At 67.3% G+C, this 26,993-nt stretch carries 30 protein-coding genes; 10 read left to right on the plus strand and 20 right to left on the minus strand.

Translation table 11 applies throughout. From position 1 onward, the window contains the following. The first annotated feature begins 29 nt into the window (after window positions 1–29). Window positions 30–1,091 carry a serine/threonine protein kinase gene (locus AB4061_RS23485; protein WP_441637970.1) on the plus strand — a complete coding sequence of 354 codons (1,062 nt, stop codon included), beginning with the start codon at window positions 30–32 and terminating at the stop codon, window positions 1,089–1,091. A gap of 30 nt (window positions 1,092–1,121) precedes the next feature. On the opposite strand, the gene AB4061_RS23490 is transcribed toward AB4061_RS23485, so the two are convergent. Next, a complete protein-coding gene (locus tag AB4061_RS23490) occupies window positions 1,122–1,559 on the minus strand; it encodes a universal stress protein (protein ID WP_441637972.1) in 438 nt (145 codons plus the stop codon). Window positions 1,560–1,817: 258 nt separating this feature from the next. Between AB4061_RS23490 and AB4061_RS23495 the strand changes: the two genes are divergently transcribed. The 3 genes from AB4061_RS23495 to AB4061_RS23505 all read left to right on the plus strand — a co-directional run bounded on the left by AB4061_RS23495 (window position 1,818) and on the right by AB4061_RS23505 (window position 4,293). Then, the gene (locus AB4061_RS23495; protein WP_441637974.1) at window positions 1,818–1,979 is read left to right on the plus strand and encodes a hypothetical protein; all 162 of its coding nucleotides are present in this window, start codon (window positions 1,818–1,820) and stop codon (window positions 1,977–1,979) included. A 294-nt stretch (window positions 1,980–2,273) separates the two neighbouring features. Beyond that, window positions 2,274–3,791 carry a M20/M25/M40 family metallo-hydrolase gene (locus tag AB4061_RS23500; RefSeq protein WP_441638097.1) on the plus strand — a complete coding sequence of 506 codons (1,518 nt, stop codon included), beginning with the start codon at window positions 2,274–2,276 and terminating at the stop codon, window positions 3,789–3,791. A gap of 82 nt (window positions 3,792–3,873) precedes the next feature. Then, the gene (locus tag AB4061_RS23505) at window positions 3,874–4,293 is read left to right on the plus strand and encodes a carboxymuconolactone decarboxylase family protein (RefSeq protein WP_441637976.1); all 420 of its coding nucleotides are present in this window, start codon (window positions 3,874–3,876) and stop codon (window positions 4,291–4,293) included. A gap of 273 nt (window positions 4,294–4,566) precedes the next feature. Here AB4061_RS23505 and AB4061_RS23510 read toward each other — a convergent pair whose 3' ends face one another. Beyond that, complete coding sequence (locus tag AB4061_RS23510) at window positions 4,567–4,797, minus strand: hypothetical protein (protein ID WP_441637978.1); 231 nt, start codon at window positions 4,795–4,797, stop codon at window positions 4,567–4,569. 117 nt (window positions 4,798–4,914) lie between these two features. Then, the gene (locus AB4061_RS23515) at window positions 4,915–5,856 is read right to left on the minus strand and encodes a LysR substrate-binding domain-containing protein (RefSeq protein ID WP_441637980.1); all 942 of its coding nucleotides are present in this window, start codon (window positions 5,854–5,856) and stop codon (window positions 4,915–4,917) included. Window positions 5,857–6,119: 263 nt separating this feature from the next. On the opposite strand from AB4061_RS23515, the gene AB4061_RS23520 reads away from it, so the two are divergent. Then, on the plus strand, window positions 6,120–7,076 hold the full coding sequence (locus AB4061_RS23520; RefSeq protein ID WP_441638099.1) for a Bug family tripartite tricarboxylate transporter substrate binding protein: 957 nt from the start codon (window positions 6,120–6,122) through the stop codon (window positions 7,074–7,076). A 34-nt stretch (window positions 7,077–7,110) separates the two neighbouring features. Next, window positions 7,111–8,361, plus strand: a complete 1,251-nt coding sequence (locus AB4061_RS23525; protein WP_441637982.1) for an aminotransferase-like domain-containing protein — start codon at window positions 7,111–7,113, stop codon at window positions 8,359–8,361. A gap of 101 nt (window positions 8,362–8,462) precedes the next feature. Here AB4061_RS23525 and AB4061_RS23530 read toward each other — a convergent pair whose 3' ends face one another. The 4 genes from AB4061_RS23530 to AB4061_RS23545 all read right to left on the minus strand — a co-directional run bounded on the left by AB4061_RS23530 (window position 8,463) and on the right by AB4061_RS23545 (window position 11,895). Continuing rightward, window positions 8,463–9,200 carry a helix-turn-helix transcriptional regulator gene (locus tag AB4061_RS23530; protein ID WP_441637984.1) on the minus strand — a complete coding sequence of 246 codons (738 nt, stop codon included), beginning with the start codon at window positions 9,198–9,200 and terminating at the stop codon, window positions 8,463–8,465. 221 nt (window positions 9,201–9,421) lie between these two features. Next, window positions 9,422–9,997 carry a flavodoxin family protein gene (locus tag AB4061_RS23535; protein WP_441637986.1) on the minus strand — a complete coding sequence of 192 codons (576 nt, stop codon included), beginning with the start codon at window positions 9,995–9,997 and terminating at the stop codon, window positions 9,422–9,424. A gap of 91 nt (window positions 9,998–10,088) precedes the next feature. Then, window positions 10,089–10,844, minus strand: coding sequence for an AAA family ATPase (locus tag AB4061_RS23540; RefSeq protein WP_441637988.1), 756 nt, complete (start codon window positions 10,842–10,844; stop codon window positions 10,089–10,091). Between the two features lies 1 nt (window position 10,845). Then, entirely contained in the window at window positions 10,846–11,895 is a 1,050-nt protein-coding gene (locus AB4061_RS23545; RefSeq protein WP_441637990.1) for an AvrD family protein, read from the minus strand. Window positions 11,896–12,127: 232 nt separating this feature from the next. On the opposite strand from AB4061_RS23545, the gene AB4061_RS23550 reads away from it, so the two are divergent. Beyond that, window positions 12,128–13,159, plus strand: a complete 1,032-nt coding sequence (locus AB4061_RS23550; protein ID WP_441637992.1) for a DUF6352 family protein — start codon at window positions 12,128–12,130, stop codon at window positions 13,157–13,159. 51 nt (window positions 13,160–13,210) lie between these two features. On the opposite strand, the gene AB4061_RS23555 is transcribed toward AB4061_RS23550, so the two are convergent. Beyond that, window positions 13,211–13,585: a hypothetical protein gene (locus AB4061_RS23555; RefSeq protein WP_441637994.1), complete on the minus strand. Its 375-nt coding sequence runs from the start codon at window positions 13,583–13,585 to the stop codon at window positions 13,211–13,213. A gap of 141 nt (window positions 13,586–13,726) precedes the next feature. Further along, the gene (locus AB4061_RS23560) at window positions 13,727–14,638 is read right to left on the minus strand and encodes a DMT family transporter (RefSeq protein WP_441637996.1); all 912 of its coding nucleotides are present in this window, start codon (window positions 14,636–14,638) and stop codon (window positions 13,727–13,729) included. 161 nt (window positions 14,639–14,799) lie between these two features. On the opposite strand from AB4061_RS23560, the gene AB4061_RS23565 reads away from it, so the two are divergent. Continuing rightward, complete coding sequence (locus AB4061_RS23565; RefSeq protein WP_006158020.1) at window positions 14,800–15,270, plus strand: Lrp/AsnC family transcriptional regulator; 471 nt, start codon at window positions 14,800–14,802, stop codon at window positions 15,268–15,270. Between the two features lie 9 nt (window positions 15,271–15,279). Here the strand turns inward: AB4061_RS23565 and mdcH are convergent, their stop codons facing one another. From mdcH to mdcA, 7 genes are read right to left on the minus strand one after another with little or no spacing between them, the layout of a single operon-like run. Beyond that, the gene (gene mdcH, locus AB4061_RS23570; protein WP_441637998.1) at window positions 15,280–16,218 is read right to left on the minus strand and encodes a malonate decarboxylase subunit epsilon; all 939 of its coding nucleotides are present in this window, start codon (window positions 16,216–16,218) and stop codon (window positions 15,280–15,282) included. Beyond that, window positions 16,215–16,853 (minus strand): malonate decarboxylase holo-ACP synthase, encoded by a 639-nt coding sequence (locus AB4061_RS23575; RefSeq protein ID WP_441638000.1) that lies wholly within the window; start codon window positions 16,851–16,853, stop codon window positions 16,215–16,217. Before AB4061_RS23575 ends, mdcH begins: the two co-directional genes overlap by 4 nt. Window positions 16,854–16,883: 30 nt before the next feature. Further along, window positions 16,884–17,702 carry a biotin-independent malonate decarboxylase subunit gamma gene (mdcE, locus tag AB4061_RS23580; protein WP_441638002.1) on the minus strand — a complete coding sequence of 273 codons (819 nt, stop codon included), beginning with the start codon at window positions 17,700–17,702 and terminating at the stop codon, window positions 16,884–16,886. Next, window positions 17,699–18,550, minus strand: coding sequence for a biotin-independent malonate decarboxylase subunit beta (locus AB4061_RS23585; RefSeq protein WP_441638004.1), 852 nt, complete (start codon window positions 18,548–18,550; stop codon window positions 17,699–17,701). The genes mdcE and AB4061_RS23585 overlap by 4 nt, the downstream gene beginning before the upstream one ends. After that, window positions 18,547–18,873, minus strand: a complete 327-nt coding sequence (locus AB4061_RS23590) for a malonate decarboxylase subunit delta (protein ID WP_441638006.1) — start codon at window positions 18,871–18,873, stop codon at window positions 18,547–18,549. Before AB4061_RS23590 ends, AB4061_RS23585 begins: the two co-directional genes overlap by 4 nt. Then, window positions 18,873–19,796 carry a triphosphoribosyl-dephospho-CoA synthase gene (locus AB4061_RS23595; protein ID WP_441638008.1) on the minus strand — a complete coding sequence of 308 codons (924 nt, stop codon included), beginning with the start codon at window positions 19,794–19,796 and terminating at the stop codon, window positions 18,873–18,875. The genes AB4061_RS23590 and AB4061_RS23595 overlap by 1 nt, the downstream gene beginning before the upstream one ends. Continuing rightward, on the minus strand, window positions 19,796–21,454 hold the full coding sequence (gene mdcA / locus AB4061_RS23600) for a malonate decarboxylase subunit alpha (protein ID WP_183034496.1): 1,659 nt from the start codon (window positions 21,452–21,454) through the stop codon (window positions 19,796–19,798). The genes AB4061_RS23595 and mdcA overlap by 1 nt, the downstream gene beginning before the upstream one ends. 366 nt (window positions 21,455–21,820) lie before the next feature. On the opposite strand from mdcA, the gene madL reads away from it, so the two are divergent. After that, a complete protein-coding gene (madL, locus tag AB4061_RS23605) occupies window positions 21,821–22,231 on the plus strand; it encodes a malonate transporter subunit MadL (RefSeq protein WP_174427787.1) in 411 nt (136 codons plus the stop codon). Window positions 22,232–22,241: 10 nt separating this feature from the next. Beyond that, entirely contained in the window at window positions 22,242–23,018 is a 777-nt protein-coding gene (gene madM, locus AB4061_RS23610) for a malonate transporter subunit MadM (RefSeq protein WP_441638011.1), read from the plus strand. Here madM and AB4061_RS23615 read toward each other — a convergent pair. From AB4061_RS23615 to AB4061_RS23630, 4 genes are all read right to left on the minus strand, one after another. Then, entirely contained in the window at window positions 23,015–23,935 is a 921-nt protein-coding gene (locus AB4061_RS23615) for a LysR family transcriptional regulator (RefSeq protein WP_441638012.1), read from the minus strand. The genes madM and AB4061_RS23615 overlap by 4 nt on opposite strands. A 110-nt stretch (window positions 23,936–24,045) precedes the next feature. Continuing rightward, window positions 24,046–24,810, minus strand: a complete 765-nt coding sequence (locus AB4061_RS23620) for an SDR family NAD(P)-dependent oxidoreductase (protein ID WP_441638014.1) — start codon at window positions 24,808–24,810, stop codon at window positions 24,046–24,048. A gap of 38 nt (window positions 24,811–24,848) precedes the next feature. Further along, window positions 24,849–26,027 (minus strand): thiolase family protein, encoded by a 1,179-nt coding sequence (locus tag AB4061_RS23625; RefSeq protein WP_441638016.1) that lies wholly within the window; start codon window positions 26,025–26,027, stop codon window positions 24,849–24,851. 45 nt (window positions 26,028–26,072) lie between these two features. Next, entirely contained in the window at window positions 26,073–26,870 is a 798-nt protein-coding gene (locus AB4061_RS23630; RefSeq protein ID WP_441638017.1) for a crotonase/enoyl-CoA hydratase family protein, read from the minus strand. Window positions 26,871–26,993: the final 123 nt, after the last annotated feature.

Genomic DNA, 26,993 nt, shown 5'->3' on the forward strand with positions numbered 1-26,993 from the left:
ACAACGTTCCCCAACGGCTGCCACGCGCCATGTCCAGTTCAGGGTTTGACCTTCAGGTGCCCGGCGACGGCGGCACGCTCACCGATGCCGATGGCGTGCCCTACGCCAGCCTCACGCCGGACCTGATGCTGGATGCGATGGAGGCCGCCGGTTTCGAGCCGGACGGCCGCCTGCTGGCGCTCAATAGTTATGAGAACCGGGTCTGGCAGGTGGGGATCGAAGGCAGCGCGCCGGTGGTGGTCAAGTTCTACCGCCCCGGCCGCTGGAGCGACGCGGCCATTCTGGAAGAGCACGCTTTCGTGCGGCAACTGGCCGACGCCGAGATTCCGGCGGTGCCGGCCATCGCGCGCGACGGCGCCACGCTGCTGGCGCACGCGGGTTTTCGCTTCGCGGTCTTTCCTCGCTGCGGGGGGCGCGAGCCGGAGCTGGATCGTGCGGACACGCTGACCTGGCTTGGCCGTTTCATCGGCCGCATCCATGCGCTCGGCGCCACGCATCCTTACCAGGCACGCCCCACCATCGACGTGGACACCTTCGGGGTGGCCCCGCGCGACTGGCTGCTGGCGCAAGACTGTATTCCCCTGGAACTGCGCCCCGCCTGGCAGGCGGTTGCCGATCTCGCCGTGGATGGCGCTCGCCGTTGCTTCGAGCGCGCGGGCGATGTAGCGCAGTTGCGGCTGCACGGCGATTGCCATCGCGGCAATGTGCTGTGGATCGAGGAGTCGCATGCGGGTTCGCGCCCGCCCGGGCCGCACTTTGTCGACTTCGACGATAGCCGCATGGGGCCGGCGGTGCAGGATCTGTGGATGCTGCTGGAAGGCGATCGCGCCGCCCAGCAGGGCCAGATGGCCGACATCCTGGCCGGCTATGAGGATTTTGCGGAATTCCAGCCGCGTGAGCTTTACCTGATCGAGGCGCTGCGCACGCTGCGCCTGCTGCATTACAGCGCCTGGCTGGCCAGCCGCTGGCGCGATCCGGCCTTTCCGGCGGCATTCCCGTGGTTTGGGACTGCCCGCTACTGGCAGGACCGCATCCTCGAACTGCGCGAGCAGGTCGCGCTGATGGACGAGCCGCCGCTCTGGCCGGTCTGACCCGGCACCGGCCAGCCTGGGCCGGCTGCCTTACTTCTTGCCCGGGGCCTTGACCAGGACTACCGGGCACGGGGCGTGCGCCAGCACCCGTCCCGCCACCGAACCAATCACCGCATCGAAGAACGAGCCGCGGCCGTGCGTGCCCATGACGATGCCGCGTGCGTCGACGCTGGCGGCGTAGGCGACGATGCGTTCCGGCGCAAAGCCGTGCAGCGCGTGTTGCTCGAAGGCGATGCCTGCGGCGCCGAGGATGTCGGCCACGGACTGCATGGCCTTGCCGCTTTCTTCCTGATGCCAGGCGTCGATGGTTTCCTTGCTGACGAAGGCGCGTACCTGTCCGGTGACATCGGGCGTCACATGGACCACATGCACGGTAAAGCCGCCTTGCAGCAGTTTGCCTTCGGCGATGAAGCGGGCGGCCGCGTCGGAAAAGGGCGAACCGTCGGTGGCGAGCACGATGTTGGTCATGGCGGCTATCTCCTGTAATGGCTGTGATCGTTGTCGGCATGGCGGCCCCCGCCGGGGTGGTTCGGGGGCGGTCACCAGGGTCATGATGGCACCCTGCGGGCAACCTTGCCTGGATCCAGATCAAGTCGGGTGCAATCGCCTGCGCCTTCCACGAGTCTTCCATTCCCCGTTTTGATAGCTTTTTTGCACCGCGCCGTGGCATCTCAGCGCCGTTTTGACGTAGGGAAATCTACGCTGCAGATAGGACAACTCTGTCGGATGTTCCGGCTTGCCGCCATGTGGGTCTACTATCGATTGGCGATCGGCGCGCTGGCGATGCTCGCGCTGATCCTGCTTTTTGCCATGGAGTTCGGGCTGGCCAGTGCTATTGCGCGCCGCGAGGAGGGCTTTGCGCAGTCGCCCGACGAGCAGGGCCCCTGAGGGCGCCTGCGCGTTGCCGGGCCCAATGAAGGCGCGCCGCCAGGGGCGTCGTGCATGGACAAGTGGCCTGTAGCGGTTCAGACTGCCGGTGCGGGCCGCGCGGGTGTCTTGCGGCCCGCCCGCCGTATCCGTTGCCATGCACTTTCCTATCCAACAAGAGCCATGAGACTACGTTTCCTTGCCGGCGCGCCTGGCAGCGCGCCGCATTTCGCCCACCTGCATACCCGTTCCCGCATCTTCCAGTCCCCCTTGCACAGCGCCGTCCGCGCGACCGTGTGCGGCGCCCTCGGCGCCATGCTGCTGGCCGCGGGCGCGCATGCCGCCACGCTCGACAGCATGCAGCTGCAGCAGCAGGCCGACCAGGCCGCGGCGCGCAGTTACCGCGAATGGGTCGAATTGCTGGCCCTGCCCAACGACGCCACCGTGCCCGCGGATATCCAGAAGAATGCGGACTGGCTGGTCAAGGCCTTCGCCCGGCGTGGCTTCCAGGCGCGCGAGCTGCCCAATAACGGCAAGCCGATGGTCTACGCCGAATACCCCGCTAGCACGCAGCAAAGCGCTGGCCCGCGCAAGACCGTGCTGTTCTACATGCATTTCGATGGCCAGTCGGTAACGCCGTCGCAATGGGCGCAGCCCAGCCCGTGGGAGGCTACGCTCAAGGCGCGCAGCGCCAATGGCAAGTGGGAGGCGCTGCCGCTGGACAAACTCTATGCCGGCCAGGTCGATCCCGAGTGGCGCGTGTTCGGGCGTTCGTCGTCGGACGACAAGGGCCCCATCGTGATGTTCCTGGCCGCCATGGATGCGCTCAAGGCCGCCGGGGTGGACCCTGCGGTCGATATCAAGGTGCTGCTGGATTCCGAGGAAGAGAAGGGCTCGCCGTCGCTGGGCAAGGTGATCGCTGACAACCTGGCGCTGCTGCGCAATGACGGCATGGTGATCTTCGATGGCCCCATGCACCAGAGCAACCAGCCCACGCTGATCTTCGGCAACCGCGGCGTGCTGCTGGTGCAGCTCAAGGTGTTCGGCGCCAGCCAGGGCCTGCACAGCGGCCACTATGGCAACTATGCCGCCAACCCCGCGCAGCGGCTGGCGAACCTGCTCGCCACCATGAAGGATGACGACGGCCGCGTCACCATTGCCGGCTACTACAAGCCGGTAAAGATCGATGAACGCGCACGCCGCATCATGGCCGCCGTGCCCGACGACGAGGCCGCGCTGCGCCGCCGCCTGGGCATCGCGCGGGCCGAGCGTGTTGGCGCCAACTACCAGGAAGCCATGCAGTACCCCACGCTGAACGTGCGCGGCATGGCCGCCGGCGACGTGGGCGAGAAGGCCCGTACCGTCATTCCGGAAGTGGCGGTGGCCGATATCGATATCCGCACCGTGCCGGAGACCAGCCCGGAATCCCTGTTCGCCCTCGTCAGGCAGCACGTGGAAAAACAGGGCTACCACTTGGTCAAGGGCGAGCCCACCGACGACGAACGCGCGCGCTATCCCAAGCTTGCCTCGGTCACCGCGGGCGAGGTCTCGGCCTCCAGCTCCGCCGCGCGCACGGACCTGTCGGCGCCGATCAGCCGGTGGCTCACACAGGCCATGCAGCAGTCCTACGGCAAGGCGCCGGTGCAGATCCGCATGATGGGCGGCACCGTGCCGACCGGTGCGGCGGTGCAGGCGCTGCAGGCGCCGTTCGTGATCGTGCCGCTGGTCAATGCGGACAATAACCAGCACAGCTACGACGAGAACATGCGGCTGGGCAACTACCGCGATGGCATCCGTACCGTGATGGGCATCCTGCAGACACCGTTCAAGTAAGGCGCAACGCCGCAGGCGCCGCGCATCCGCCAGGATGCGGCGTGCCTGCCCGATGACTCATGCAATCACCGGATATAGCAAGATGACGCAAGCCAAGCAAGACCCTGCCGCCTACACGCAAACGCCGGCCTTCGAAGCCGGCCGGCAGGTACGTTCGGAAGTCATGGGCGAACAATACGTGCAGCGCGCGTTCGACGCCGCGCAACAGCAGGGCGATGTCGGCCTGCAGCAACTGGTGACGGAGTTCGCGTGGGGCACGGTGTGGACGCGTGACGGCCTGGACCGCAAGCAGCGCAGCCTGGCGACGGTATCGATGCTGATCGCACTCAACCGGCCGCAGGAACTGACCGGCCATCTGCGCGGCGCCCTGGCCAATGGCGTGACGCCGCAGGAATTGCATGAACTGGTGGTGCACAGCGCGGTGTACTGTGGCTTTCCGGCGGCGCTGGATGCCGGGCGCAAACTGGCCGAAGCGCTGGAGGCTGCCAACGTGAAGGGCTGAGCGGGCGGTAGCAGGCGCGGCAGGCCTGGGGCAGGTGCACGGCCGTTTCGGACATCCGGAATCATGCCAAATGCGCGGTGCTTGCCTTGCCAGCGCTCAACCGCTCAGGCGCGCAAGTGTGTCATCCCTAACGCTGCAGCGCCTGCGCGGCGAAGGTCACGAGGTAGCCGCTGCCCAGGCAGGCGGCGATCCATCCGGCGAGGATCAGGGCGGTGTCTTTGACGGTCATGATGCGTTCCTGCTGTCTGTGCTTCCTGTGCAGCGCTTGCTTGCTCACACGGAGAAACCGAACGGATAGTCGTGCTTGACCGTGCGGGCGCCATTGCTGAACGCGTCGATCTTGCGCGCGCCATCGGTGTAGGCGTCGGCCGAGCGGTGCACGTAGCCGTAGTTGTCGCCGGCGTGGGTGCCGCTGGTGTCCGCGGCAAAGGCGGAGTTCAAGGAGAGCAGGGCGGTGCCGGCGATGGCGGCAGCGAGGAACAGGCGGGCGGTGGTAATTCTCATGATCTATCTGCCTTGTTGAAATTGGGAGAACATGTTCTGTCTCCATGTGACAAAGGATAGATCTGGCGCGGGATCGATAAGGGCCCCGGTATCGTATTCGATATTCAAATTTTCTGATCAAGCGTCCTGTGCAGGCCCCGGGGCCCGCCCCGAGGCCTGCCGTGCCGCAAAATCCTGCGCCGCTGCCAGCAGCCAGGTCCGCAGGCGCGACATCGCATCGCTCATCGGCCGCGAGTCCGGTGCCACCAGGTAGTAGGCGCGCTGCGAGCGCATGGCCTGTGCTACCGGCATCACCAGCAGGCCCAGCGCCAGGTACTCCTCCACCAGGAAGCGCGGCACCAGGCCCACGCCCAGCTTGGCGCGGGCGGCACTGATCACCATGCTGTGGTGGTCATAGCGCGTGCCGCGCATGGCGTTGACATCGCCCACGCCGGCCGCTTCCATCCAGTTCTTCCAGTCCAGCCGGCGCGTCGACAGGTGCAGCAAGGGCGCCTGCGCGATTCGCTGGGCGCTGACCGGCCCCTCGCCGGCAAACAGCTCCGGATGGCAGATCGGCACTGATTCTTCATCGAACAGCGGGTCGGCGCGGCCGCCCGGATAGTTGGCTTCGCCGTAGTGGATGGCGGCGTCGTACGGCGTGCCGTCGAACAGGAACACATCCGCTTGCGCGCTGAAGTTGACCACCACCTGCGGATGCTGCGCGTAGAACGCGGGCAAGCGGGGGATCAGCCATTCCACCGCCAGGGTCGGCACACAGGCCAGTTCCACGATGCCGCCCGCGCCCTCGTGCGCCATGATGTCCAGCGTGTCGCGCTGCAGCTTTTGCAGGCTTTCCCGTACCTGGTAACCGTAGAGCGAGCCGGCCGGCGTCAGGCTGACGCGCTGGTTGGCGCGGTGGAACAGCGCCACGCCGAGCTGGCTTTCCAGCGTGGCGATCTGGCGCGAGACGGCGCTCTCGCTCAGGCAGAGCTCCGCCGCGGCCCGGCGAAGGTTCTGGTGGCGGGCGGCGGCTTCAAAGGCGCGCAGGCTGCTGAGGCTGGGAATGCGGGAGGCGCTCATGGGGCGAGTGGCAAGGGGCGGTTGACTTAGGCATCTCACTGGTACCCCAGGTTGATGCATTAAAGTTATCATCCTATGCGTAAATCTCGCTTGATGTAAAAAAGTTGATGACTAAAAATGCCGAACTCCCGGAATGTTGCCTATAGGCCTTCCGGCGTTCCCCGCCCCCCAAGAGACAAGAGACGGGACATCACAACCAATAAGGAAACGAGGAGACCGGCATGAATCGACTGCTTCGCATCATCGGCCATTGCGGCATTTCAATGGGCTTGCTGGCCGTGACCGCGGCCCCGGCCAGTGCGGACGACTTCCCTAACAAGCCGGTCCGCATCATCGTGCCGTACCCGGCGGGCGGCACCACCGACATGGTGGCGCGCATGATCGGCGACCAGCTCACCGTGATGTGGAAGCAGCCGGTGCTGGTGGACAACCGTCCCGGCGCCGGCGGCATCGTTGGCACCGGCGTGGCCGCCAAGTCGCCGGCGGATGGCTACACGCTGCTGATGGGTTCGGTCGGCGAGTTCGGCATCAATCCCACGCTGTACAAGAAGCTGCCCTACGACGCCGCCGCGGACTTCGTGCCCGTGTCGCTGGTGGCCAAGGTGCCCAACGTGGTGGTGATCTCGCCGGCGTTTGCGGAACGCGCCCGCGTGACCACGCTGGCGGAGTTCATCGCCTACCTCAAGGCCAATCCCGCCAAGGTCAATATGGCCTCGGCCGGCAACGGCACGTCGACCCATCTGGCGGGCGAGCTGTTCCAGCGCATGACCGGCACGCAGATGAGCCATGTCGCCTACAAGGGCAGCAGCCCGGCGCTGGCCGACCTGATGGGCGGCAGCGTCGACGTGATGTTCGACAACCTGCCCGCATCGATCCAGTTCGTCCGTGCCGGCAAGCTCAAGGCGCTGGCGGTCACCTCCGCAGCCCGGTCGGCGGCGCTGCCCAATGTGCCCACCGTGGCAGCGGCAGGGCCGGTCGAAGGCTTCGACGCCAGCCCGTGGTTCGGCCTGTTCGCACCCAAGGGCCTGCCCGCCGCGATTGCGCAGAAGATCAGCCGCGACCTGGCACGCGCCACCAGCGATCCCGCCATCCAGGCCAAGCTGCGCGAGCAGGGCGCCGAGCTGGCGCCGAACTCGCCGGAAGTGTTCGCCGAACTGGTGCGCAACGATCGCCGCAAGTGGGGCGAGATCGTCAAGCTCTCCGGCGCCACCGTCGACTGATCGACCGATCGACTGATCCAATACCGAGTCTCTCATGAGCACGCCAGTCCATCCGTACGCGTTCGCGCCGGCCATGCGGGAGCCGCAAGGCTCGCCCATTCGCGAGCTGTTTCCCTACATGAGCCTGCCGGACATGATCTCGTTCGCGGGTGGCTACCCCTCGCCGGCCAGCTTCGATGCCGCCGCGCTGCAGGATGCCGCGTCCATGGCCATGGCCACTGTTCCCGCGCAATGCCTGCAGTACGGGCCGACCGAGGGCATGCCCGCGCTGCGCCAGGCATTGTCCGTGCTGATGGCGGAGCGTGGCGCGCCGTTGCCACCGGAGCAGGTCGTGGTGACTTCGGGCTCGCAGCAAGGCTTCGACCTGCTGGTGCAGGCCTTTGTCGCGCCGGGCACGCCGGTGTGGGTGGAAACGCCGACCTATCCCGCCGCCGTGCAGGCGCTGCGGCTGGCCGGCGCCGCCGTGCGCGCCATCCCTTCCGACCAGGACGGGCTGTGCGTGCAGGCCCTTGCCGCCATGCTGGCGGATTGCCCCGACGCCGAGCGGCCGCGCCTGCTCTACCTGGTGCCCACCTTCGCCAACCCGAGCGGGCGCACGCTGGCGCTGGCGCGCCGCCGCGCCGTGCTCGCGCTCGCCGCGCAGCACCGCATCGTGGTGGTGGAGGACGATCCCTACGGCAGCCTGCGCTTTGACGGCGAGCCGCTGCCCTCGCTGCTGTCGCTTGCCGCGCAGGATCCCGCGCTGACACCGTGGGTGATCTACCTTGGCAGCTTTTCCAAGACCATGGCGCCCGGGCTGCGCCTGGGCTGGATGGCCGGGCCCGCCGAAATCCTGCGGCGCGCGGTGATCGCCAAGCAAGTCTGCGATCTGTGCACCTCGCCGTGGCTGCAGCTAGCCATGGCAAGCTGCCTGGAGGATGGCCTGCTGCCCCGCCAGACCGCGCGCATCATCGACCTTTACCGCCACAAGCGCGACCTGATGGTGCAGGCCCTGGCCGATGCCTTCGGCCCCGCGCTGCGCTGCGAAACCCCGCAAGGCGGCATGTTCCTGTGGTGCGAGATCGACGGCGTGGCCGACGCGGCCAGCCTGTTGCCGCACGCCATCGCGGCGCGCGTGATGTATGTGCCGGGCGCCAGCTTTGGCGTGGACGGGCAGCGCTCGCCCGCGCTGCGGCTATCGTTCGCCACCGCGTCCGATGCGCAGATTGTGGAAGGCGTGGCGCGTTTGCGGCAGGCGGTAGCGGCCAGCCAGGGTGGCGCGGCGCAGGCGGCCCCAGCCGGCTGAAGCGGGCAACGGTATGGTTGCGCGGCCTTTGCCGTACCACTTGTACTGTCTGCGGCTGCGCGCCTAGCCAGAACCGCCTCACTTCATGTTGAAACGGCCTCTTAGCGGGATATCGCCACCTGCCGGTTTCTGGCATCCAGTTTGCGCAGGATGTGTTGAACCTGGGTCTTTACCGTCCACTCGCTCTTGTTGAGGATGCGTGCGATTTCCCAATTGGTCTTGCCCTGGCGGAGCCAATGGAAGACCGCTTGCTCCGCCTTGGTGAGGGATCGTGCGGCCGCGCCTGCAGGATTGCCGCTCCCTCTGAGGTGGTGGATCCTGGCGAGAGCCTCGTGGACCCTGAGGGCAACCGCCTCGGCATGGTGCTCGTGGTGAGCGCGGCGCGCCGTATCCACGCCGAACAGCGCGAAATAAGATGCCAGCCCACGGTCCGCATCGACGTGTCCGTGGAGAAAAAGGTTGCCAAGCGCGTATTGCTTGAATAGCGACGCCAGTGCTACGTTCTCGCCAGCCACGTCCGGGCAGAAAAACTGAGGGGTGCGTGCCAGGATCCAGTGCGAAAAAACCGGGCAGCCTATGCCGGGGCTACGCGCAACCTGCTGCAGGTATGCCTCCGGCACACGAAAGGTGAACGTTTCGAGCGGCCTGACCCCCAAGGTATGTTTGGTGGTCAGGCCGAATGCGGACATCTGGTGCGGGATCAGTTCATTGAGCCCGGTTCGTGACCAGTGCAGGAAGCTATCCCGATCCGCAATCGCGGCGGACCACATGGACTGCTGAGTCTCCCGGCCGCGACGGGAAGGTGCTTCCACATGAAGCGCAGACGCACGCATGTCCATCGTTGTCGCTCCTTAAGCACCTGCACCTGCGCACTGGATGCGCATGGTGGGTCGGATGGGTAGGGGCGGAGCGCGCGCCGGGTGAGCGATGTGTCGTGTCCGCCGATCGTCGTGGAGGCGCATGCCACCAACCGCTGGTGCCGGCGCCGAAGTACCCGGGAATCTTCTTCCCGGCATGTCCTCGGGTCAAGCGGACATTTCTCAATCTTGACTCCGCTCAGTCAGCGCGTGCCGTAGATGAACCGGGTGGCAACCTCGGCGACTTGCTTGCCCAATGCCTGAGCCGTATCGCGATCGCTTTGCGGCGGAGCGACATCGGGCGATTCGTCCGCATTGGCCTGGGCCATGGCGCCCAGGAAGCCGCCGACCCGGTTCAGATCCCGCGCAGTTCCCTGGCTGGTGTGATAGCCGGGCATCGTACCCAACGGCACCCAGATCATGGCGTGTTGCGCGGCAAAAATCGTCATCTGCATCAGGGTGTTCAACTTGTCCCCGCTCCAGCATGCCGAGCAAGTGAATCCGGCCGCAAGCTTGTTGCGCCAGCCCTGCGACGCCCAGACTACGGCGGAGTCATCCATGAATCGCTTGAATTCGGCAGGGACGTTCCCCATGAACGTCGGGGCGCCAAAGATGATGGCGTCGGCCTGGTCGAGTTCGCTCCAGCGGTCCTTTGCCTCAGCGACAGGAATGAGGCTCGTGGTTGTGTTGGCGATCGACTGTGCGCCAACTTGGACCGCACGGGCGAGCACCGCGGTGTGGCCTGCGTTGCTTTGATAGACGATGGCAATCTTGGGCATTGGGAATTCCTTTTTGCGTTGTTGGAGGTGCGTTGTTGGCGGTGCAATGTTGGAAGGCAGAAGACTCGGCCCTCTGGGCGTTGTGAACGCTTTACAAGGTGCTTAATCTGCGCGCCACGCGATGGCGCCAGCTCATGCCTTCCCGGAACGACTGATGTCGGGCGTTGCTTTCCCGTTCGATGCGTGCCGCGTTGGCGCGGGCCATGGCGATGGCATCGGGGATGCTGCATACGTGCGGCCATCCATAGAGGGCTGTAATTTGTGCGAGCCTCTGTTCGATCGATCCGCCCACCACGCGGCAGGGAATGCCGAGCGCCTGCAACCTCTCCAGCAACATGCGCTCCGTCATGCGGCGAAACGCTTCCGAGACGGGGCGATGGCCGTCGTCGGTCACCGGGAACTCGATCGGCAGGTGGATCGCCTCCTCATACGAGGCGCGGGCGTGCGCCTCCACCGCATGCATGAGTCGCTCGAAGATGTGCTCGTGCGTGGGGCGATAGCGCGAGCCCATCAGCTTGCGCAGGCTACGGGTTATTGGCCCATTGGCGGGATTGATCCCCGCGATCAGGCGGCCTCGGGCGTATATCCACTCGTGCAGGCAGGAGCCGTCCGAGATGTAGGTGTCTCCACACAGGTGTTCGGACACGACACGTTCCTTGAATCGCCACAGGCAGAGTTCCATCAGCTCGGGAACGCTGCACTGCTCGAGCACTTTGCCCGGTAGCGCTTCCGGCATGATTTCGCGCATGGTGCGGGCATTGGTGCGAGGAATGCCGGTCAGGTAGCCCAGGGCATCGGTCGTGGTTGACTTGCCGGTGGAGTAAGTGCCGGAGATCACGATGCGCATGTCAGTCCCTACGCCTTGGCAGGGCATCGTCATCGGTCGCGGGAAGGTGGTGGGCGAACGTGAAGGTGGCGGTCATCGCGCCAAGCTGGCATAGGAACCGGAAGACGGACCAATTGCATCCATCCGCGCGCCTGCGCTTGTGGCTCAACGTGTATAGCTCGATCAGTTGCTGGCGGCGGACCTTGCAGGGCACAGCGGTGCTGATAATGAAATCCCGCATCCAGAGCGTATTGCTCCGGGTTCGTGAAATCCTGTCCTTCTGGTAGATGACGGCTTGCGCCATCTGCGCGCAGGCCAATACGAACTCCACATTGGAAAGCGTTCGGTAGACGGATGTGGGGGCACTGAAGATCGTCTCGGCGATGGCATGGCCGTCGGCGGGACTCAGCATGAGATGGTGCAAATCGATCCCGTAAACGCCGCCGATGGCCAGCCTGCCGGCTACTGATTGCGGCGCATCCTGCTCGAGCATTCCGGTGTTGTCGATGTGTGCCGCATTGTTGCGCGGCTGCCCGTTGTGGGTCAGGCTCACCGCCAACGCCATGCTGCCAAGCTGCAGTTCAATCTGCGTCGAAAATCGGTAGAGCGAGCGGCGGTTCTTGAGAGGCTCGGTGACAATGCGATGGATGGTAAAGGGCAGAGCGTCGAGGTGTTCATCGGGTGCATTTCCACTGCGAATCTCACAGCGATTGATCAGCACCTCAGGCTCGGTCGGATTCGCCGTGAATCGCTGGGCTATCGCCCACTCGGAGAGCACCGCGCCCAGATGGGTTGCGTCCACTGTCGAGAGGTGAGGCGGCAACGTGGTTCCGGTGGACTTCCTGGACCAGTCCTGGGGATAGATGACCGCAAGTCTGCCTTGGGCCGGCAGCGCTGCGACGTCGGTGCAGGGCGCTATCACCCGATACTGGACGCGCTTGAATCCGGATCCGAAGTAGCGTTGCTCTCGCGGGCCCAGCAACTGGTCAATGTCGGCAAAGTGGCGTGATTGCCCGCGCTGGGGCGGGTGTTGCCGTGCGCGAGTGTCGTCAACCCTGACGCTGAAGTGCATGGTTCGGACCCGTGAATTGTGCAAGAGGGAAAGTATCTCCGCGGGCGGTTTGCAGCGTACATACTCTGGGTGGAGTATTGCCCTCGGCAATCAAGTGCAGGCTGTGCGGGTTCTCCCAAGCGAGCGGCACAATGGCCGCGCGCCGGGACGTTGGATCCCTCCTGCCCAGGCGCAAGGGGTGCGCTGCGGCAGCCTGTGGGATACTGAGGCTCCCCTTGTTTGCTAGCCAACCATGGTTGAATCCACCCCCGCCCGCTGGCCCCATTCCGGCTTCGACCCTGCCGCGCGCGACAGCGACGGCCGGTTGCTGGCCAGCGACCACCTGCTGCGGATGTGGTGGTGGCGCCCCGAGGTAGCGCCGGTGGACGAATCTTGCGACGCCGAGCGAGCGCTGCATGCGGCGTTGATCGCCGAGCCGCGGCGGCTTGTGCCGGCCAGCGAGCTCGCCGCCTTGCAAGACCCCGATGCCCGTGACAACTACGCCGTGGTGCTGGCCATGCGCGAGCGCCTGCTTGCCGCGCCGACCATCGAGGCGGCCTATCTGGATATCTTCCGCGAGGGCGATGTCAGGGTGCCGCCGGTCTTCATCGACCAGCTTGCGCATCTGATCGTGCACGGCATCCTGCATGACAGTGACAAGCCGGATCCGATGGAGTGGCGCGCCGCGGAGTTGTTCTCCCGCGCGCAGAAGGTGTCGCTGCAGGAGGGCGGGGTAATGCTGGCCGATGCCGACACCGTCGAGCTGCACGCGTCGGGCAGTGTCTACGGCGAGCTAGGCCGCATGCTGGCCGAAGCGCAGATCCCGGCGCGCAAGGTGGAACTGGATGTGCTGGATCGCGATAACGCGCAGGCTTACTGGGGACGCAGCGAACGCCACGACACGGTGATCCGCTTCGCCAGCGGCAGCGCGGCGCTGGCTGCGTTCAGCCGCGTGCTCGCGCGTTGGGTGCGGCATTTTTTCGGGGTGGAGGTGACGGTGATGCCGCTTTCCGCGATCGAGGACCGGCAGTGGGCCTGGCATATCGGGCTGGACGCGCAGGCCACGCTGTTGCTCAATGACCTGTATCGCGGCGTGGAACTGGAGCCGGAGCGGCAGCGGCGGATCTTGTCGCTGTTCCGGCTGGACTTTGCCGATCCATCCGTGGTGCGCCCGGATGTGGCTGGCCGGCCCGTCTACCTGGCGGCGGCGATGAACGAGGCAGGGATCCTCAAGGTGAAGCCGCAGAATCTGCTGCTGAACCTGCCTCTGGCCTCGATCTCGTAGCCGCTGGCCGCAGGAGCACCACGACCAGCAGGAAGAGCCATGTCCGCGCCATCAACGGCGCCATTCGCGGTCGCGGTCGCGCTCATGTTCGTGCCAATCATGCTCGCGCCGCTCGCGTTCACGCCACCGGTGCTCGCGCCATTCGCGTTCGCGCCAGGCGCGCTCGCGCATACCGGGGCCGTAGTAGCCGGGGCCATAGTAACCAGGGCCTGCCACTACCACCGGCTGGGGCTGCACATACACCGGGGCCGGTTCATAGATCGGCGCGGCCCGGTACACGGGGGCCGGCTGGTAGACGGGAGCCGGCGCGACAAACACCGGACCGGGCATGCCGATGCCGATGTCCACATCCACGCGCGCGAATGCGGCGCTGGAAGCAAGGCCTGCAACAGCAGCAATGGCGCAAAGGGTGGCGAATTTCCGCACGGGTGGCTCCGGTTAGTGATTGGCTCCACTGTAAGCCGGCGCGCCCATGTCAGGTATTAGCGGGGTAATACAACTGTGTCTTCTTGTAACGTTTGATGCTTAATTGCCAAAGCATCCTTGCGTGTGGCACGGCAAAAAGCATCAGGCGCCGCGCCACTGCAGCCGCCGTCCCAGCCACGGCGCCAGCGCCGACGTTGCCACACCCAGGGCGATCAGCGCCAGCCCGGCCGACAGATCCGCCGAGATCCGCTCCTGGAACGCCACCGCCGAGACCACCAGCCCGATCAGCGGCACGCACAGCATGGCGATCGAGGTGGCCGCTGGCGGCAAGGCCTGCGTCATGTTCAGCACCACGATAAAGGTCAGCGCGGTGGCCAGCGGCCCGGTGTAGAACAGCAGCGGCCAGATCTCCGGCACCGAGAGGAAGTGGGGCGCGCCGTCGCGCAGCAGTGCCAGCACCACCAGCGGCACCGAGGCCACGGCGGTTTCCCACGGGATCATGTCCGCGCCCAGGCGCACCGTGCGGTTGGCGCGCAGCTGGATGATGCTGAGCGACCAGGCCAGCGACGCGCCGAGCAGCATCACCAGGCCCACGGCGGTATGCAACTGCCAGTCCCGCACGGCCGGGGCGATCATCAGCGCGATGCCGGCATAGCTCAGCCCGGTGGCCATCCACTGCGGGCGCGACAGCCGCTCCTTGAGCACCAGCGACGACAGCGGAATCACCCACACCGAGGTAGCGTAGGCGATCACCGAGGCCCGCCCCGGCGGCACGTACTGCAGCGCCCACAGCGCCAGCGCGGTGAAGGCCGCCATTTGCAGCAGGCCCACGCCGATCACCAGCGGCCATTCCTGCCGCGTGGGCAGGCGCAGCCGGCGAAACGCACCCAGCACCAGGAAGCTGATGGCGGCCGCGGAGGTGAAGCGCGCGGCGGCAAACCAGAGCGGGCTGACGTGGGTCAGGCCCAGCTTCATGACCGGCCAGTTGCCGCCCCAGATTGCCACGGCGCAGGCGAGGGGAATAAACCGGCGCCATCCTTGTTGTGCTTGCATGCTTCGACTCGACTCTTTGACCAGGTTGTCCCGCCGCCACGAGACGGGAGGGGATGCTGGAAAGTCTACGGTTTATTGCGCCGCAGCAAAGACCGAAGGTCGCTGCAAATACGCTCCGTTGCGGCATAGAATGCTGTTATATGAAAAAACAGGAGCGCAACGTGCTGGACATCGACCTGGACGCCACGGATATCCGGATTCTCAACGAGCTGCAGCGAGACGCCAGCCTGACCAACGTGGAACTGGCCAGCCGCGTCAGCCTGTCGCCCTCGCCCTGCCTGGCGCGGGTCAAGCAGCTGGAAAAACAAGGCGTGATCTCGCGCCGTGTCACGCTGCTGGATGCGCGCCGGCTTGGGCTGAAGGTGGTGGTGTTTATCCAGATCTCGCTGGACAAGCAGCGCCGTGAAACCTTGGATGCTTTCGAGCGGCGCATCACCACCCTGCCGCAAGTGATGGAGTGCTACCTGATGTCGGGCGATGCCGACTACCTGCTGCGCGTGGTGGTGGCCGACGTGGAAGCGCTGGAGCGGCTGATCATCGACCAGATCACGCGCATTCCGGGCGTGTCCAGCATCCGCTCCAGTTTTGCGCTCAAGCAGGTCCTGTACAGCACGGCGTTGCCGCTGGGGTAATGCCCTGGTTCAGGACGACGCCCGCAGCGCTTCGCGCACCGTGAGCGCGACCACGCTGTCGATGCGCGTGTCGGCGCAGGCCACGGCGATGCCGTCCGGCAGCAGCGGTGCGGCCAGCCGCGTCAGCACATTGCCGGGCGGCATTTCCACCGCCAGGCGCACGCCGCATTCGCGCGCCAGCAGCATGGCCTCATGCCAGCGCACCGGCACGGCAAGGTTGCGCGCCAGGTCGGCGGCGATGCGTGCCGGATCGCGCAGCTCGCGTGCCGCGCTAGCGCTGAAGTAGCGCAGGCGCGGCCGGTCGATGCGCACACCCTCGAACGCGCGAGCGAGCTCGCTTGCCGCGCCGTCGAGCAGAGCGCAGTGCGAGGGCACGCTGATGGCAATGGGTTTGGCCGCGTGCGCGCCGCTGTCCAGCGCCAGTTCCGCAACGCGCGCCAAGGCCGTCGCGGCGCCCGCAATCACGAACTGGGCGGGCGCATTGAGATTGGCCAGGTAGACCGGCGACGCCGGTCCGTGCACCTGCGCGATGATGCGCTCCAGCGGGCCCAGCTCCATGCCGAGGATCGCCGTCATGCCATAGCCGCTTGGATACGCTTGCTCCATCAGCTTGGCGCGCTGCGCCACCAGCCTGACCGCATCGGCATGGTCCAGCACGCCTGCGCAGACCGCCGCCGGGAAGGCGCCGATCGACAAGCCGGCCACGGCGTCGGGCTTGGCGCCTTCGGCAAGCAGGCAGCGCGCCATCGCCACGCCAGCGGTCAACAGGCACAACTGCACGGCCACGGTGGACGCGAGTTCGGCCTCGCTGTCCAGTGCCAGCACATCGCGCCCCAACACTTCGCTGGTCTCGCTCACGGTGGCGCGCACGGCAGGGTGGTCGGGCAGTGCGCGGAGCATGCCGGGACGCTGGGCGCCTTGGCCGGGGAAGGTGAAGAGCGTGCTCATGATGGCGGCTGCCAAGGATCCTGGCACATGACTGGGCCGTTCGCTGTCTTGAGCAACACGCGGCCGCCGGTGCGCACGCGCTCGCGCAGCGCGAACGCGCCAAACGGCGTGGCCACTTGGATGTCGATGCGCGCTTGCGCATCGTCGAGCAAGGCGGCGAGGGTGCGGGCCAGGCTGGCCGCCAGCGGCGTTGCCGCCGTGACCAGCAGGTCCAGGTCGCTACCCGCATGCAGCACGTCGATGCCGCTGGCCAGCGTAAAGCCGACACCGCCCGTCACGCCCCAGTCCACCTGCGCAGCATCCAGCTGTGGCGCGATGCGCGCCAGCGCGGCAAGCGCGGGCAATGCGGCGCGGCGCGGATGATCCCGCCAGCGTGCCTGCCGCGCGAGCATGCCCGGCGTGACCACGCGCGCCACCTGCGCGGCGGGCAGCCACGCCGCGTGGCGCTGCGCGCGCGTGGTGCCGCGCAGCCCGACCGGGATGCGGCCTTCGATGGCGCCATCGCGCCGCACCACCAGCGGGGCTTGCGCGAGCCAGTCGGCACTTGCCCACGCGGGCAGCGCATTGGCACGGGCGAAGCCGGGTGCGTCCGCGAGCCACAGCAGGTCATGCGGCAGGAGCGTGCTTGTGGTCATCTCATGCGCCGGTCGTGCAATGGCAATGGCTCAGTCCTGCCACTGCTGCGCGAGCACTTCGCGCACACGGCAGGAAGCCTGGCGGTTTTCTCCACCCAGGCGGCTGCGCAGATCCCGTTGCGGATCTGCCTGGATATCGGCCAGCGCGGCTTGCAGCGCGCCATGCACAGTATCGAGATCGGCCTCGTCGGGCAGCGCCGCATGGTTGACGCCGACCAGCTTCCATAGCAGGCCCAGCGTGGCGTAGTTGCCAATGTCATACGCCATCGGCGGCACGGTGGCGGCAAAGCTCTCCAGGTCCTCCACGCTGCGCATGGTGATGCGCGCGGCGGCCTGCTTGCCCATGGCATGTACCTGCACGCCGGCATCACGCAGCGCGATCAGGCGGTTGGCCTGGTATCCGTGCGCGAGGAAGGCGCCCGACATGGCGCGCCCGACCAGCAGTGCGATCACCGGATGCCCTTGCAGCCGCGCCGTGGCATACGCGCCGGCCGCGCCGGCCAGCGACTGATGAATGCCGAAGGCTTCCTCGCGCCGTCCGTAGGCCTGGCTGGGCGTATCGACGATGGCCACGATGGGCCGCTTGATGGCGGCGTCGCGGTCGGCCAGCACGATCTCGTGCACGGCTCGCGCCAGCGACCAGCCTTCGAGCAGGCCGACTTCGCCGCCGCGCACGCGCGGATAGGCGTTGCCGGCGTCGGGTACCACGGCGATAAAGCGCGCTGGCTGGCCGGCCAGCCCGGCGTCGGCCACCTGCACGGTGGCGGGATAGCCGGGGCGGCGCGGGGCGTTGCGCGTCAGTGCCGCGAGCCAGGCCTCGCCGCGGCCCTGCGTGTTAGCTGAACTCATGGCTTTGCTCCGTGTGCGTAGATGGTGCGGACGGTTTGCGGCTCCGGCTGGCGTGCCGGATCGTATTCGGCCAGGCGTTGCAGGTAATGCGCGTAGCGCTCGCTGCGGTGCACGGCCGGCACGCCCTGCGCCAGGGCCTCGCGCACCGTGGCGCGGATGGCTTCGGTGTCGTCCTCCACGTACCGGTCGGCCAGGCCGGTGGCAAGGCGTTGCTCACCACCGGTAAAGCTCCAGATAAAGGGCCGGTCACGCGAATCGTATTCGGCAACGCCCGCCTCCTGCTCGATCACCGCTGGCCCGTTCAGGCCGAGGCGAGCCTCGCGCGTCACCACCAGGCAGCTGCACAGCCCCGCTGCGATGGACATGCCGCCGAAGCAGCCCACTGTCCCGGCAATCACGCCCACCACCGGCTGGTAGCGGCGCAGGTCGACAATGCCCGCGTGGATATCGGCGATGGCCGCCAGTCCCAGGTTGGCCTCCTGCAGCCGCACGCCGCCGGTCTCGAACAGGATCACCGCGCGCGTGGGCACGCCGCGCCGGTTGTCCTGCGCCGCCAGCTCCAGCGCGCCGGCGATCTTGGCGCCGCCCACTTCGCCCAGGCTGCCGCCCTGGAACGCGCCTTCGATGGCGAGGACCACGGCAGGATGGCCGTCGATGCGGCCCTTGGCCACCACCACGCCGTCATCCGCCTGCGGCACCACGCCCTGGCGTTCCAGCCACGGCGAGAGCAGCTGGTCGAAGGGGCCGGCGAGTTCGCGCAAGGTGCCGGGATCGAGCAGCGCATGCACGCGGGCGCGCGCGCCGAGCTCGACAAAGCTCTCGCGGTTCAGCAGCGATGCGTGGTTCATGCTTGCTCCTTGCCATCGGCATTGCCATTGCCGCCGAGCGCCTCGAACGCTTCCGCCAGCCGCATGCCCACCACGCCCGGCGTGGCGCCGAAATCATGGATGCGGATGCGCATGGCCGCGCGCGGCTCGGCGCTGAACACGCGCGAGAGCTGCGCGTCCCAGACCTTGCCGTAGCCATCCACCGACGTGGTGACATGAACCAGCGTGGTGCCTGGCGTGCCGGGCTCCACCATGACTTCGAGATCGCCGGAGCCGACCACGCCGACCAGCACGCGCTGGCTTGCCGGCGCGCCGGCGGGATATTCGAACTGGAGCTGTTCCATTATTTGTCTCCTTGCACGGGGGCTTTGGCCGGCTGTGCCGCAGGCGGCAGCCGGTCCAGGAAAAACGTGGCGGCGAGCAGGTCCGCAGCGCCGCCGGGAGAGGCATTGCAGGCCAGCATGCCGCCTTCGAGCTGGCGCAGCAGGCGGCGGCCGGCCAGCGTGCCGATGCCGCCGGCGGCCAGCACCCGGCTCGCGCCTTGCTGCATCAGCGCCAGCCCTTCGCGGCCGGCGCGGGCCAGCACGCAGGTGTCGTCGAGCCGCTGCATGATGGCGAGCAAGGCGTTGACGCGCGCGCTGGGCTCGGCGTCGCCGCGCGCCCGGCTGCGAATCAGCTCTGGCAGGCCAGCGCGCAGCACATGCGGGAAGCCCGCCTGCGCCTGGCCGCGCGCGCCGGCGACACCGTAGTCGATGCAGGCGCGTTCGCCCTTGTTGCCCGTGCGCGCAGGACGGTGCCGGTCGGGCAAGCGTGCGATGGCGCCAGCGGTGCGGGCTATGCCATGCGCGCCATGTCCATGCCGGTGCAAGCCCGCCGCGCCAACCAGCAGCCCCAGGCTCCAGATCGCGCCGCGATGCGTGTTGATGCCGCCGGTGGCGCGCATCATCGCGGCCTCCGCTTCGCGGCCCAGCGCGCCCAGCCGCTCGCGCAGCGCCACGCTGGGCTGCGCCGCGCGCATGCCCGCCGCCGCCATCTCGGCAAAGGCGGGATGCAGGGCGCGCGCCGAGACGCGCATCAGGTCCAGGTTGAGGTCGGCGTGGGCGCCATTGCCGCGGCCATCCACCAGCCCGGGCTTGGGCGACAACGCGGCCTCGTCGATCAGTGCGCCGACGGCGAGGTCGGCCAGCGCGATGGCAGCGGGGTTGAAGGCATCGGCACGGTGCCCGGCGGGTAACGCGGGTAACGCGGGTAACGCGAGGCTTGCCATCACCAGCTCCGGAAGCGTGCCGGCGGCTCGTAAAGCCCGCCGGACCAGTCGACCAGGTCGGCCATGCTCTTGGCCGCCAGCAGCGAGCGCGTAGCCTGGCTGCGTTGCACGCCAAGGTCTTCGGGCAGCGCGATCAGGCCGTCGCTGCGCATGCGGCGCGTGGTGCTGGTGTCGTGGCGCAGGCCGATCGGCGTCACCCCGGCCACGGCCGCCAGCATGGCGCGGCGCTCCTCCAGCGAGCGTGCCTTGTAGAGATAGGCGATGCCTTCCTCGGTCAGCACGTGCGTGACGTCGTCGCCGTAGATCATCACCGGCGCCAGCGGCATGCCGCTGTCCTTGGCCACCTGCACCGCATCGAGCGATTCGACAAAGGTTGGCTTGCCGCCGGCCTGGAAGGTCTCCACCATCTGCACCACCAGCTTGCGGCCGCGCGCGAGCGGGTCGTCGGTCTCGATCAGGTCGAGCCACGCCGGCGTGGGATGGCGCCGGCCGCCCGGGTTGTGGCCCATGTTGGGCGCGCCGCCAAAGCCGGACAAGCGCCCGCGCGTGACCGTGGAGGAGTGGCCGTCGCCGTCGATCTGCAGCGTGGAGCCGATGAACAGGTCCACCGCGTACTGGCCGGCAAGCTGGCAGAAGGCGCGGTTCGAGCGCATCGATCCATCCGCGCCGGTGAAGAACACATCCGGGCGCGCGGCCACATAGTTCTCCATGCCGAGCTCGCTGCCAAAGCTGTGCACGCTCTCCACCCAGCCCGACTCGATGGCGGGGATCAGCGTGGGGTGGGGGTTCAGCGTCCAATACTTGCAGATCTTGCCCTTGAGGCCGAGCGACTCGCCATAGGTCGGCAGGATCAGTTCGATGGCAGCGGTGTTGAAGCCGATGCCATGGTTGAGCGACTGCACCTGGTGGCGCTCGTACACGCCGCGGATTGCCATCATGGCCATCAGCACATGCACCGGCTTGATCAGGCGCGGGTCGCGCGTGAACAGCGGCTCGCAGAAGAAGGGCTTGTCGGCCTGCACCACGTAGTCGATCCAGGAGCCGGGGATATCCACGCGCGGCAGCCCGGCGGGGTCGTCGACGATCTCGTTGACCTGGGCCACCACGATGCCGTCGCGGAAGGTGGCCGCTTCCACCAGCGCGGGCGTGTCTTCGGTGCTGGCGCCGGTGTAGAGGTTGCCGTCGCGGTCGGCCTTGTAGCCGGCGATCAGCACGATGTTGGGCGTCAGGTCCACATAGAGCCGCGCGTACAGTTCGATGTAGGTGTGGATGGCGCCGACCTCAAGCTGGCCGTCTTCCAGGAACTGCGAGATGCGCAGGCTCTGTGCGCCGGCATAGGCAAAGTCCAGTTTCCTGGCGATGCCGCGCTCGAACAGGTCGAGATGTTCCACCCGGCTCACGCTCGGGATGATCATGTGCAGGCCGTGCACCTTGGCCGGGTCCACCTCGGCCAGCGAGCGCGAGAGGAAGTCGGCCTGCTTCTGGTTGTTGCCCTCCAGCACCACGCGGTCGCCCGGCGCGGTGATGGCTTCGAGGAATGGGACGATGTCGGCGGTGGGCACGACCCGGCCGCTGGCAAAGGCGGCGCCGCGTGCCATGCGGCGGCGCTTTTCGCTGCGGCGGGTGTCCCACTGTCGGTCCGTGGCTGGGTTCGGCATCGCGTCTCCGGTGTGCTTGATGCAAGGAATGGCACCAAGATACGCAGCGCGCGCGGCGCAAGCAATGACGCTCGGCGCGGCATCGTTACTCTAGGTGTAAGTGTTGGTGGCCCGACATGCAGGGCGTGTGGTCCCTGCCTGGGGCGCGCAGTACGCCGCTGCACACGCCGCCGCCGCCACAGCCGCCACGCAAGAGCCGGCCAGGTCACTAGTGCGCGGGATGGTGATCTACCGCCGTTAATCCCACGCTAACGATTCTCCCGCCCGGTTGATTGATGCAGCGCGATGGCTCGCCTAGATTGCATCCATCAAACCTAGAACCAGCCCACGCGCAACCATGCCGATGGGCCAACAGGAGACGGCACCATGATCATCTACGGAACCGCCTTGCTGGCGCTTTGCCACCTCATCGGCCTGTTCCTTGGCGAACTGCTGGGCATTGCGATCGGCGTCAAGGCCAATGTGGGCGGGGTCGGCATCGCCATGCTGCTGCTGATCTCGATACGGCTCTTCCTGCACGGGCGCGGCCTCCTGCCCAAGGAGACCGAGGCTGGCGTTGGCTTCTGGGGCGCGATGTACATCCCGGTGGTGGTGGCAATGGCGGCGCAGCAGAACGTGGTCGCCGCGTTGCGCGGCGGGCCGGTAGCCCTGATCGCGGCAGTCGGCGCGGTGCTGGTCTCGGCTTGCTGCATCGCCGTGCTTAGCCGCACCGGCGACCACGCGCCCTTGCCGCCGCTGCCCTCGCCGGAAGCCACCCCCAGCCACGCCTCGCGCTAAGGACGCCGCCATGCCGCATTCCATTTCGCACATTATCGAGAACATCCTGCTGCAGAATGCCCTGGTCACCGCGTTTGCCGCGGTTGGCATCATCATGTGGCTGTCATCAAGGCTCTCGCGCTGGCTGACCTTCGGGCGCGTCCACGCCTCCGCCATCGCCATCGTGATCGGCCTGCTGCTGGCCTACTATGGCGGCGTCGTCACCGGCAAGGAAAAAGGCCTGGCCGATCTCTCGCTGTTCTCCGGTATCGGCCTGATGGGCGGCGCCATGCTGCGCGACTTCGCTATCGTTGCCACCGCCTTCGAGGTGCAGGTGACCGAGGCGCGCAAGGCCGGGCTGGTCGGTGCGGTGTCGCTGCTGCTCGGCACCATCCTGCCGTTTATCGTGGGTGCTGCCGTGGCGCGCGCCTTCGGCTACAGCGATGCGGTCAGCATGACCACCATCGGCGCCGGGGCGGTGACATATATCGTTGGGCCGGTGACCGGCGCGGCGCTGGGCGCCAGCTCCGACGTGATCGCGCTGAGCATCGCCACCGGGCTGATCAAGGCCATCATCGTGATGGTCGGCACGCCCATGGCGGCAGGCTTCCTCGGCCTGAACAACCCGCGTGCCGCGATGGTGTTCGGCGGGTTGGCGGGTACCGTCAGCGGGGTATCGGCGGGGCTGGCGGCGACGGACCGCCGGCTGGTGCCGTATGGTGCGCTGGTGGCGACGTTCCACACCGGGTTGGGGTGCCTGCTGGGGCCGTCGTTGTTGTTTCTGGCGACCAAGGCGATCGTTGGCTAGGCGGGCTGCGGCGAGCGCATCGCCAACCGGCAAACCGCCGCCAGCGCCAGCAAGTTCGGATCCCGCTCGCGCCGGCGCAGAAAGCTCAGCCCGATGGTCTGGCGCAGCCGGTACTGCGAGGACAGCGGAACCAGCGCCACCTTGTGCGCAAACACGTCGCGCACGCGGCCGGGCAGCAGCGCGTAGCCCACGCCGCCGCTGACCAGGTTCATCAATGAGAAGATGTCGCCGACCTTCATCACCACATTGGGCGTGAAGTCGGCGATGCGAAACGCGTCCATGAAGCCCTGGTAGGTGATGAAGCCTTCGCTGAGCGTGACGAAGGGCTCGTCCCGGCATTGCCGCAGGTCGATGGAGGCTTGCCGCGCATAAGGCGAATCCGCCGGCGCGGCGAAGTAGATTTCGTCCTCGAACAGCGCAATGGATTCGATCTCGGGGTCCGGCTCGGGCATGGCCATCAGCGCAGCGTCGATGGCGCCTTGCTTGAGCTTGAAGAGCAGGTCGGCGTTGGAGCCGAGCACCAGTTCCGCCTGCAGTTCCGGTCGCCTGACCTTGATGCCGATCACCACGTCGGGCACCGTGCGGATGGTCAGCGAATAGAGCGAGCCGATCTTCATGTGATCGGCCGAATACCCGGCGGCCTGGCGCGTGGCGCGGATGCCATCGGCCATGGCCTTGAGGACATCGGTGGCCACATCCGCCAGCACGTGCGCGGCTTCGGTCGGCAGCAGGTTGCGCCCTTCGTGGCGGAACAACGCGCAGCGCATGCCTTCTTCCAGCGAGTGCAGTGCGCGGTGCACGCTGACCGTGCTCACATCCAGCGCTTCGGCGGCCTTGGCGAGGTTGCCGGTCTCCATATAGGCGAGCAGGACTTCGAGCTTGCGCAGGGTGATTTCTTCGTTGATCCGGTTTCGCATAGGAGGCGCGTCGCGCATGCTGGCGGTGATGGTGACCGGAGCATGATAACCAGATTCGACACCGGATGGCCCGGGGAGAACCCCCGAGGCCTTGCGCGAGCGGCGCCAGCTCAGCGCGGCGCCATGCGGATCGCGCCGTCGAGCCGGATGGTCTCCCCGTTGAGCATGGCGTTTTCCAGGATATGCAGCGCCGTCGAGGCGAATTCGTCTGGCGTGCCGAGCCTCGCCGGATGCGGCACCGAGGCGCCCAGCGAGGCGCGCACATTTTCCGGCAGGCGTGCCAGCAGCGGCGTATCGAACAGCCCGGGGGCAATGGTGCACACGCGGATCATGCGCTGGGCCAGGTCGCGCGCCGCCACCAGCGTCATGCCGACGATGCCGGCCTTGGCCGACGCATAGGGGATCTGCCCGATCTGTCCTTCATAAGCCGCCACCGACGCCGTCAGCACGCACGCGCCGCGCTCGCCGTCGACCAGCTCGTTGCGGGCCATGCGCGCGGCAGCCAGGCGCAGCGTGTTGAAGGTGCCGACGAGATTGATGCGCACGATCGATTCGTATTTTTCCAGCGAGCCGGGCTGGCCGTCCTTCTCCACCAGGCGCACCGGGCCGCCCACGCCGGCGCAATGGATCAGCGCGCGCATGGTGCCGAGCGTGTCGGCCGTGTCGAACACGCGGGTCATCTGCGCGGTGTCGCAGACATCGGCCTGGACAAAGCGGGCGAGCGCGCCGAGCGCTTGCACGGCGGCTGCACCGTTCTCTTCGGACAGGTCGGCGATCACCACGGCAACGCCGCGTTCGGTGAGGCGGCGGGCACACGCGAGGCCCAGCCCGGAGGCACCCCCGGTGACGACGGCGGACATGTTGGCAAGCTTCATCTGGTATCTCCTCGTTCTGGATATAGGTACGTGCCGGCTCAGAGCCGTTCGATGATGGTGGCGTTGGCCATGCCACCGGCTTCGCACATCGATTGCAGGCCGTAGCGCCCGCCACTGTCTTCCAGCGCGTGCAGCATGGTGGTCATCAGCCGCGCGCCCGACGCGCCCAGCGGGTGGCCGAGCGCGATCGCGCCGCCACGCGGGTTCAGGCGGGCCGGGTCGGCGCCCAGCGCGCGCTGCCACGCCAGCGGCACGCAGGCAAAGGCTTCGTTGATCTCGTAGTGTGCAATCGCATCGAGTGCAAGGCCGCTTTTTTCCAGCGCGCGCTTGCTCGACGGGATCGGCGCGGTCAGCATGGTCAGGGGGCTGTCGCCGCACGCATCGAACGCCACGAAGCGTGCGCGGGCGTTCAGGCCCAGGCGGGAGGCGGCGCGCTCGCTCATCAGCAAGATGGCGGCGGCGCCGTCGCTGATCTGCGAGGCATTGCCGGCAGTCACATGCCAGCCGATCTGCGGGAAGCGCTGGCCGAGCGCCTCGTCGCGGAACGACGGCGCCAGCGTGGCCAGGCGCTCGGCGGTGGTGGCAGGGCGGATGGTTTCATCATGCGCGACGAGGCCCGCGGCGGTACGGATCGGCAGGATCTCGCGGCGGAAGGCGCCGGCCTCGCGCGCCTGGTGCGCACGCTGGTGCGATTGCGCGGCGTACTGGTCGAGATCGCCGCGCGACAATTCCCACTGCGCCGCGACCAGCTCCGCCGCGACGCCTTGCGACACCAGCCCGGGCGCGTAGCGCGCCTCGAACGAAGGACCGTACGGATTCTGCCCAAGGCGCCCCGAGCCCATTGGCACGCGGCTCATGGATTCGATGCCGCAGGCAACCACGATGTCGTAGGCGCCCGCCATGATGCCTTGCGCGGCAAAGTGCACGGCCTGCTGGCTGGAGCCGCATTTGCGGTCGATGGTGGTGGAGGGCACATGCTCGGGGAATCCCGCCGCCAGCCAGGCCACTCGGCCGGGCGTGGCGGATTGCTCGCCCACCTGGCTCACGCATCCGGTGATGACGTCTTCCACCAGCCCGGGGTCCAGCTTGTTGCGCTCGACCAGCCCGGCCAGCACCTGTGCCAGCAGCTCAGTGGGATGGAGTTCGGTGAAGGCCGAGCCGGGCTTGGAGCGGCCCATGGGCGAACGGATGGCGTCGACGATGACGGCTTGCTGCATGGTGGGTCTCCGGTGTCTCTTGATGGAAATGGGAATGACGCTGGATCAGCTGCCGGTGAACTCGGGCTTGCGCTTGTCCAGGAAGGCCGACACCGCCTCACGGTGATCCGAGGTCTGGTGCGAAAGCGCCTGGAAGCCGGCCGACAATTCCAGCAGCGTATCCAGCCGGGTATGCATGGCCTCGCGCAGCAGGCGCTTGGCCAGCCGCACCGCATGCGGCGGATTGGCGGCAATGCGTTCGGCCAGCTCATTGGCCGTGGGCAGCAGCTGATCCGGCGGCACTACGCGGGAGACCAGGTTCCACTCCAGCGCCTGGCGCGCATCGATGACCTGCCCGGTGAAGGTCAGCTCGGCAGCGCGCGCAAGGCCGATCACGCGCGGCAGCAGCCATGCGCCGCCATCGCCCGGAATGATCCCCAGCTTGACGAAGCTCTCGGCAAACTGCGCCTGCTCGGACGCAATGCGCATGTCGCACATGCAGGCCAGGTCCAGGCCCGCACCCATGGCCGCGCCATTGACGGCGGCGATCACCGGCACCTCCAGGTTGAACAGCGCCAGCGGCAGCCGCTGGATGCCCAGGCGATAGTCCTGGCGAATCTCCATGCCGGGCACCAGGCCCGAAGCCTGGCGTTCCATGTCGCGGATATTGCCCCCTGAGGAAAACGCGGTGCCGGCGCCGGTGATGATCACCGCGCGCACGCTGGTGTCGCGGTGGATGCGGTCGATGGCCTCCAGGAAGTCGGCCACAGCGGTGTTGCCGGTGAGGGGGTTGCGCCGCTCCGGCTCGTTCATGGTCAGGGTCACGATGTGGCCCTGCTGTGCATAGCGCAGGAAGCTTGTCATGCTGGTCTCCGGTCGTTCTTCGTTCTAGTCGTTGCAGGCGTCACCTTGGCTCGGGACGGCCGGCGCAGCGCGGCGCCGATGGCATTGGCTTATCCCAAAAGGCTAAGGGACCGTGCCCTCGGG

This window comes from Cupriavidus sp. YAF13 (assembly GCF_052113425.1).
Taxonomy (GTDB): Bacteria; Pseudomonadota; Gammaproteobacteria; order Burkholderiales; family Burkholderiaceae; genus Cupriavidus.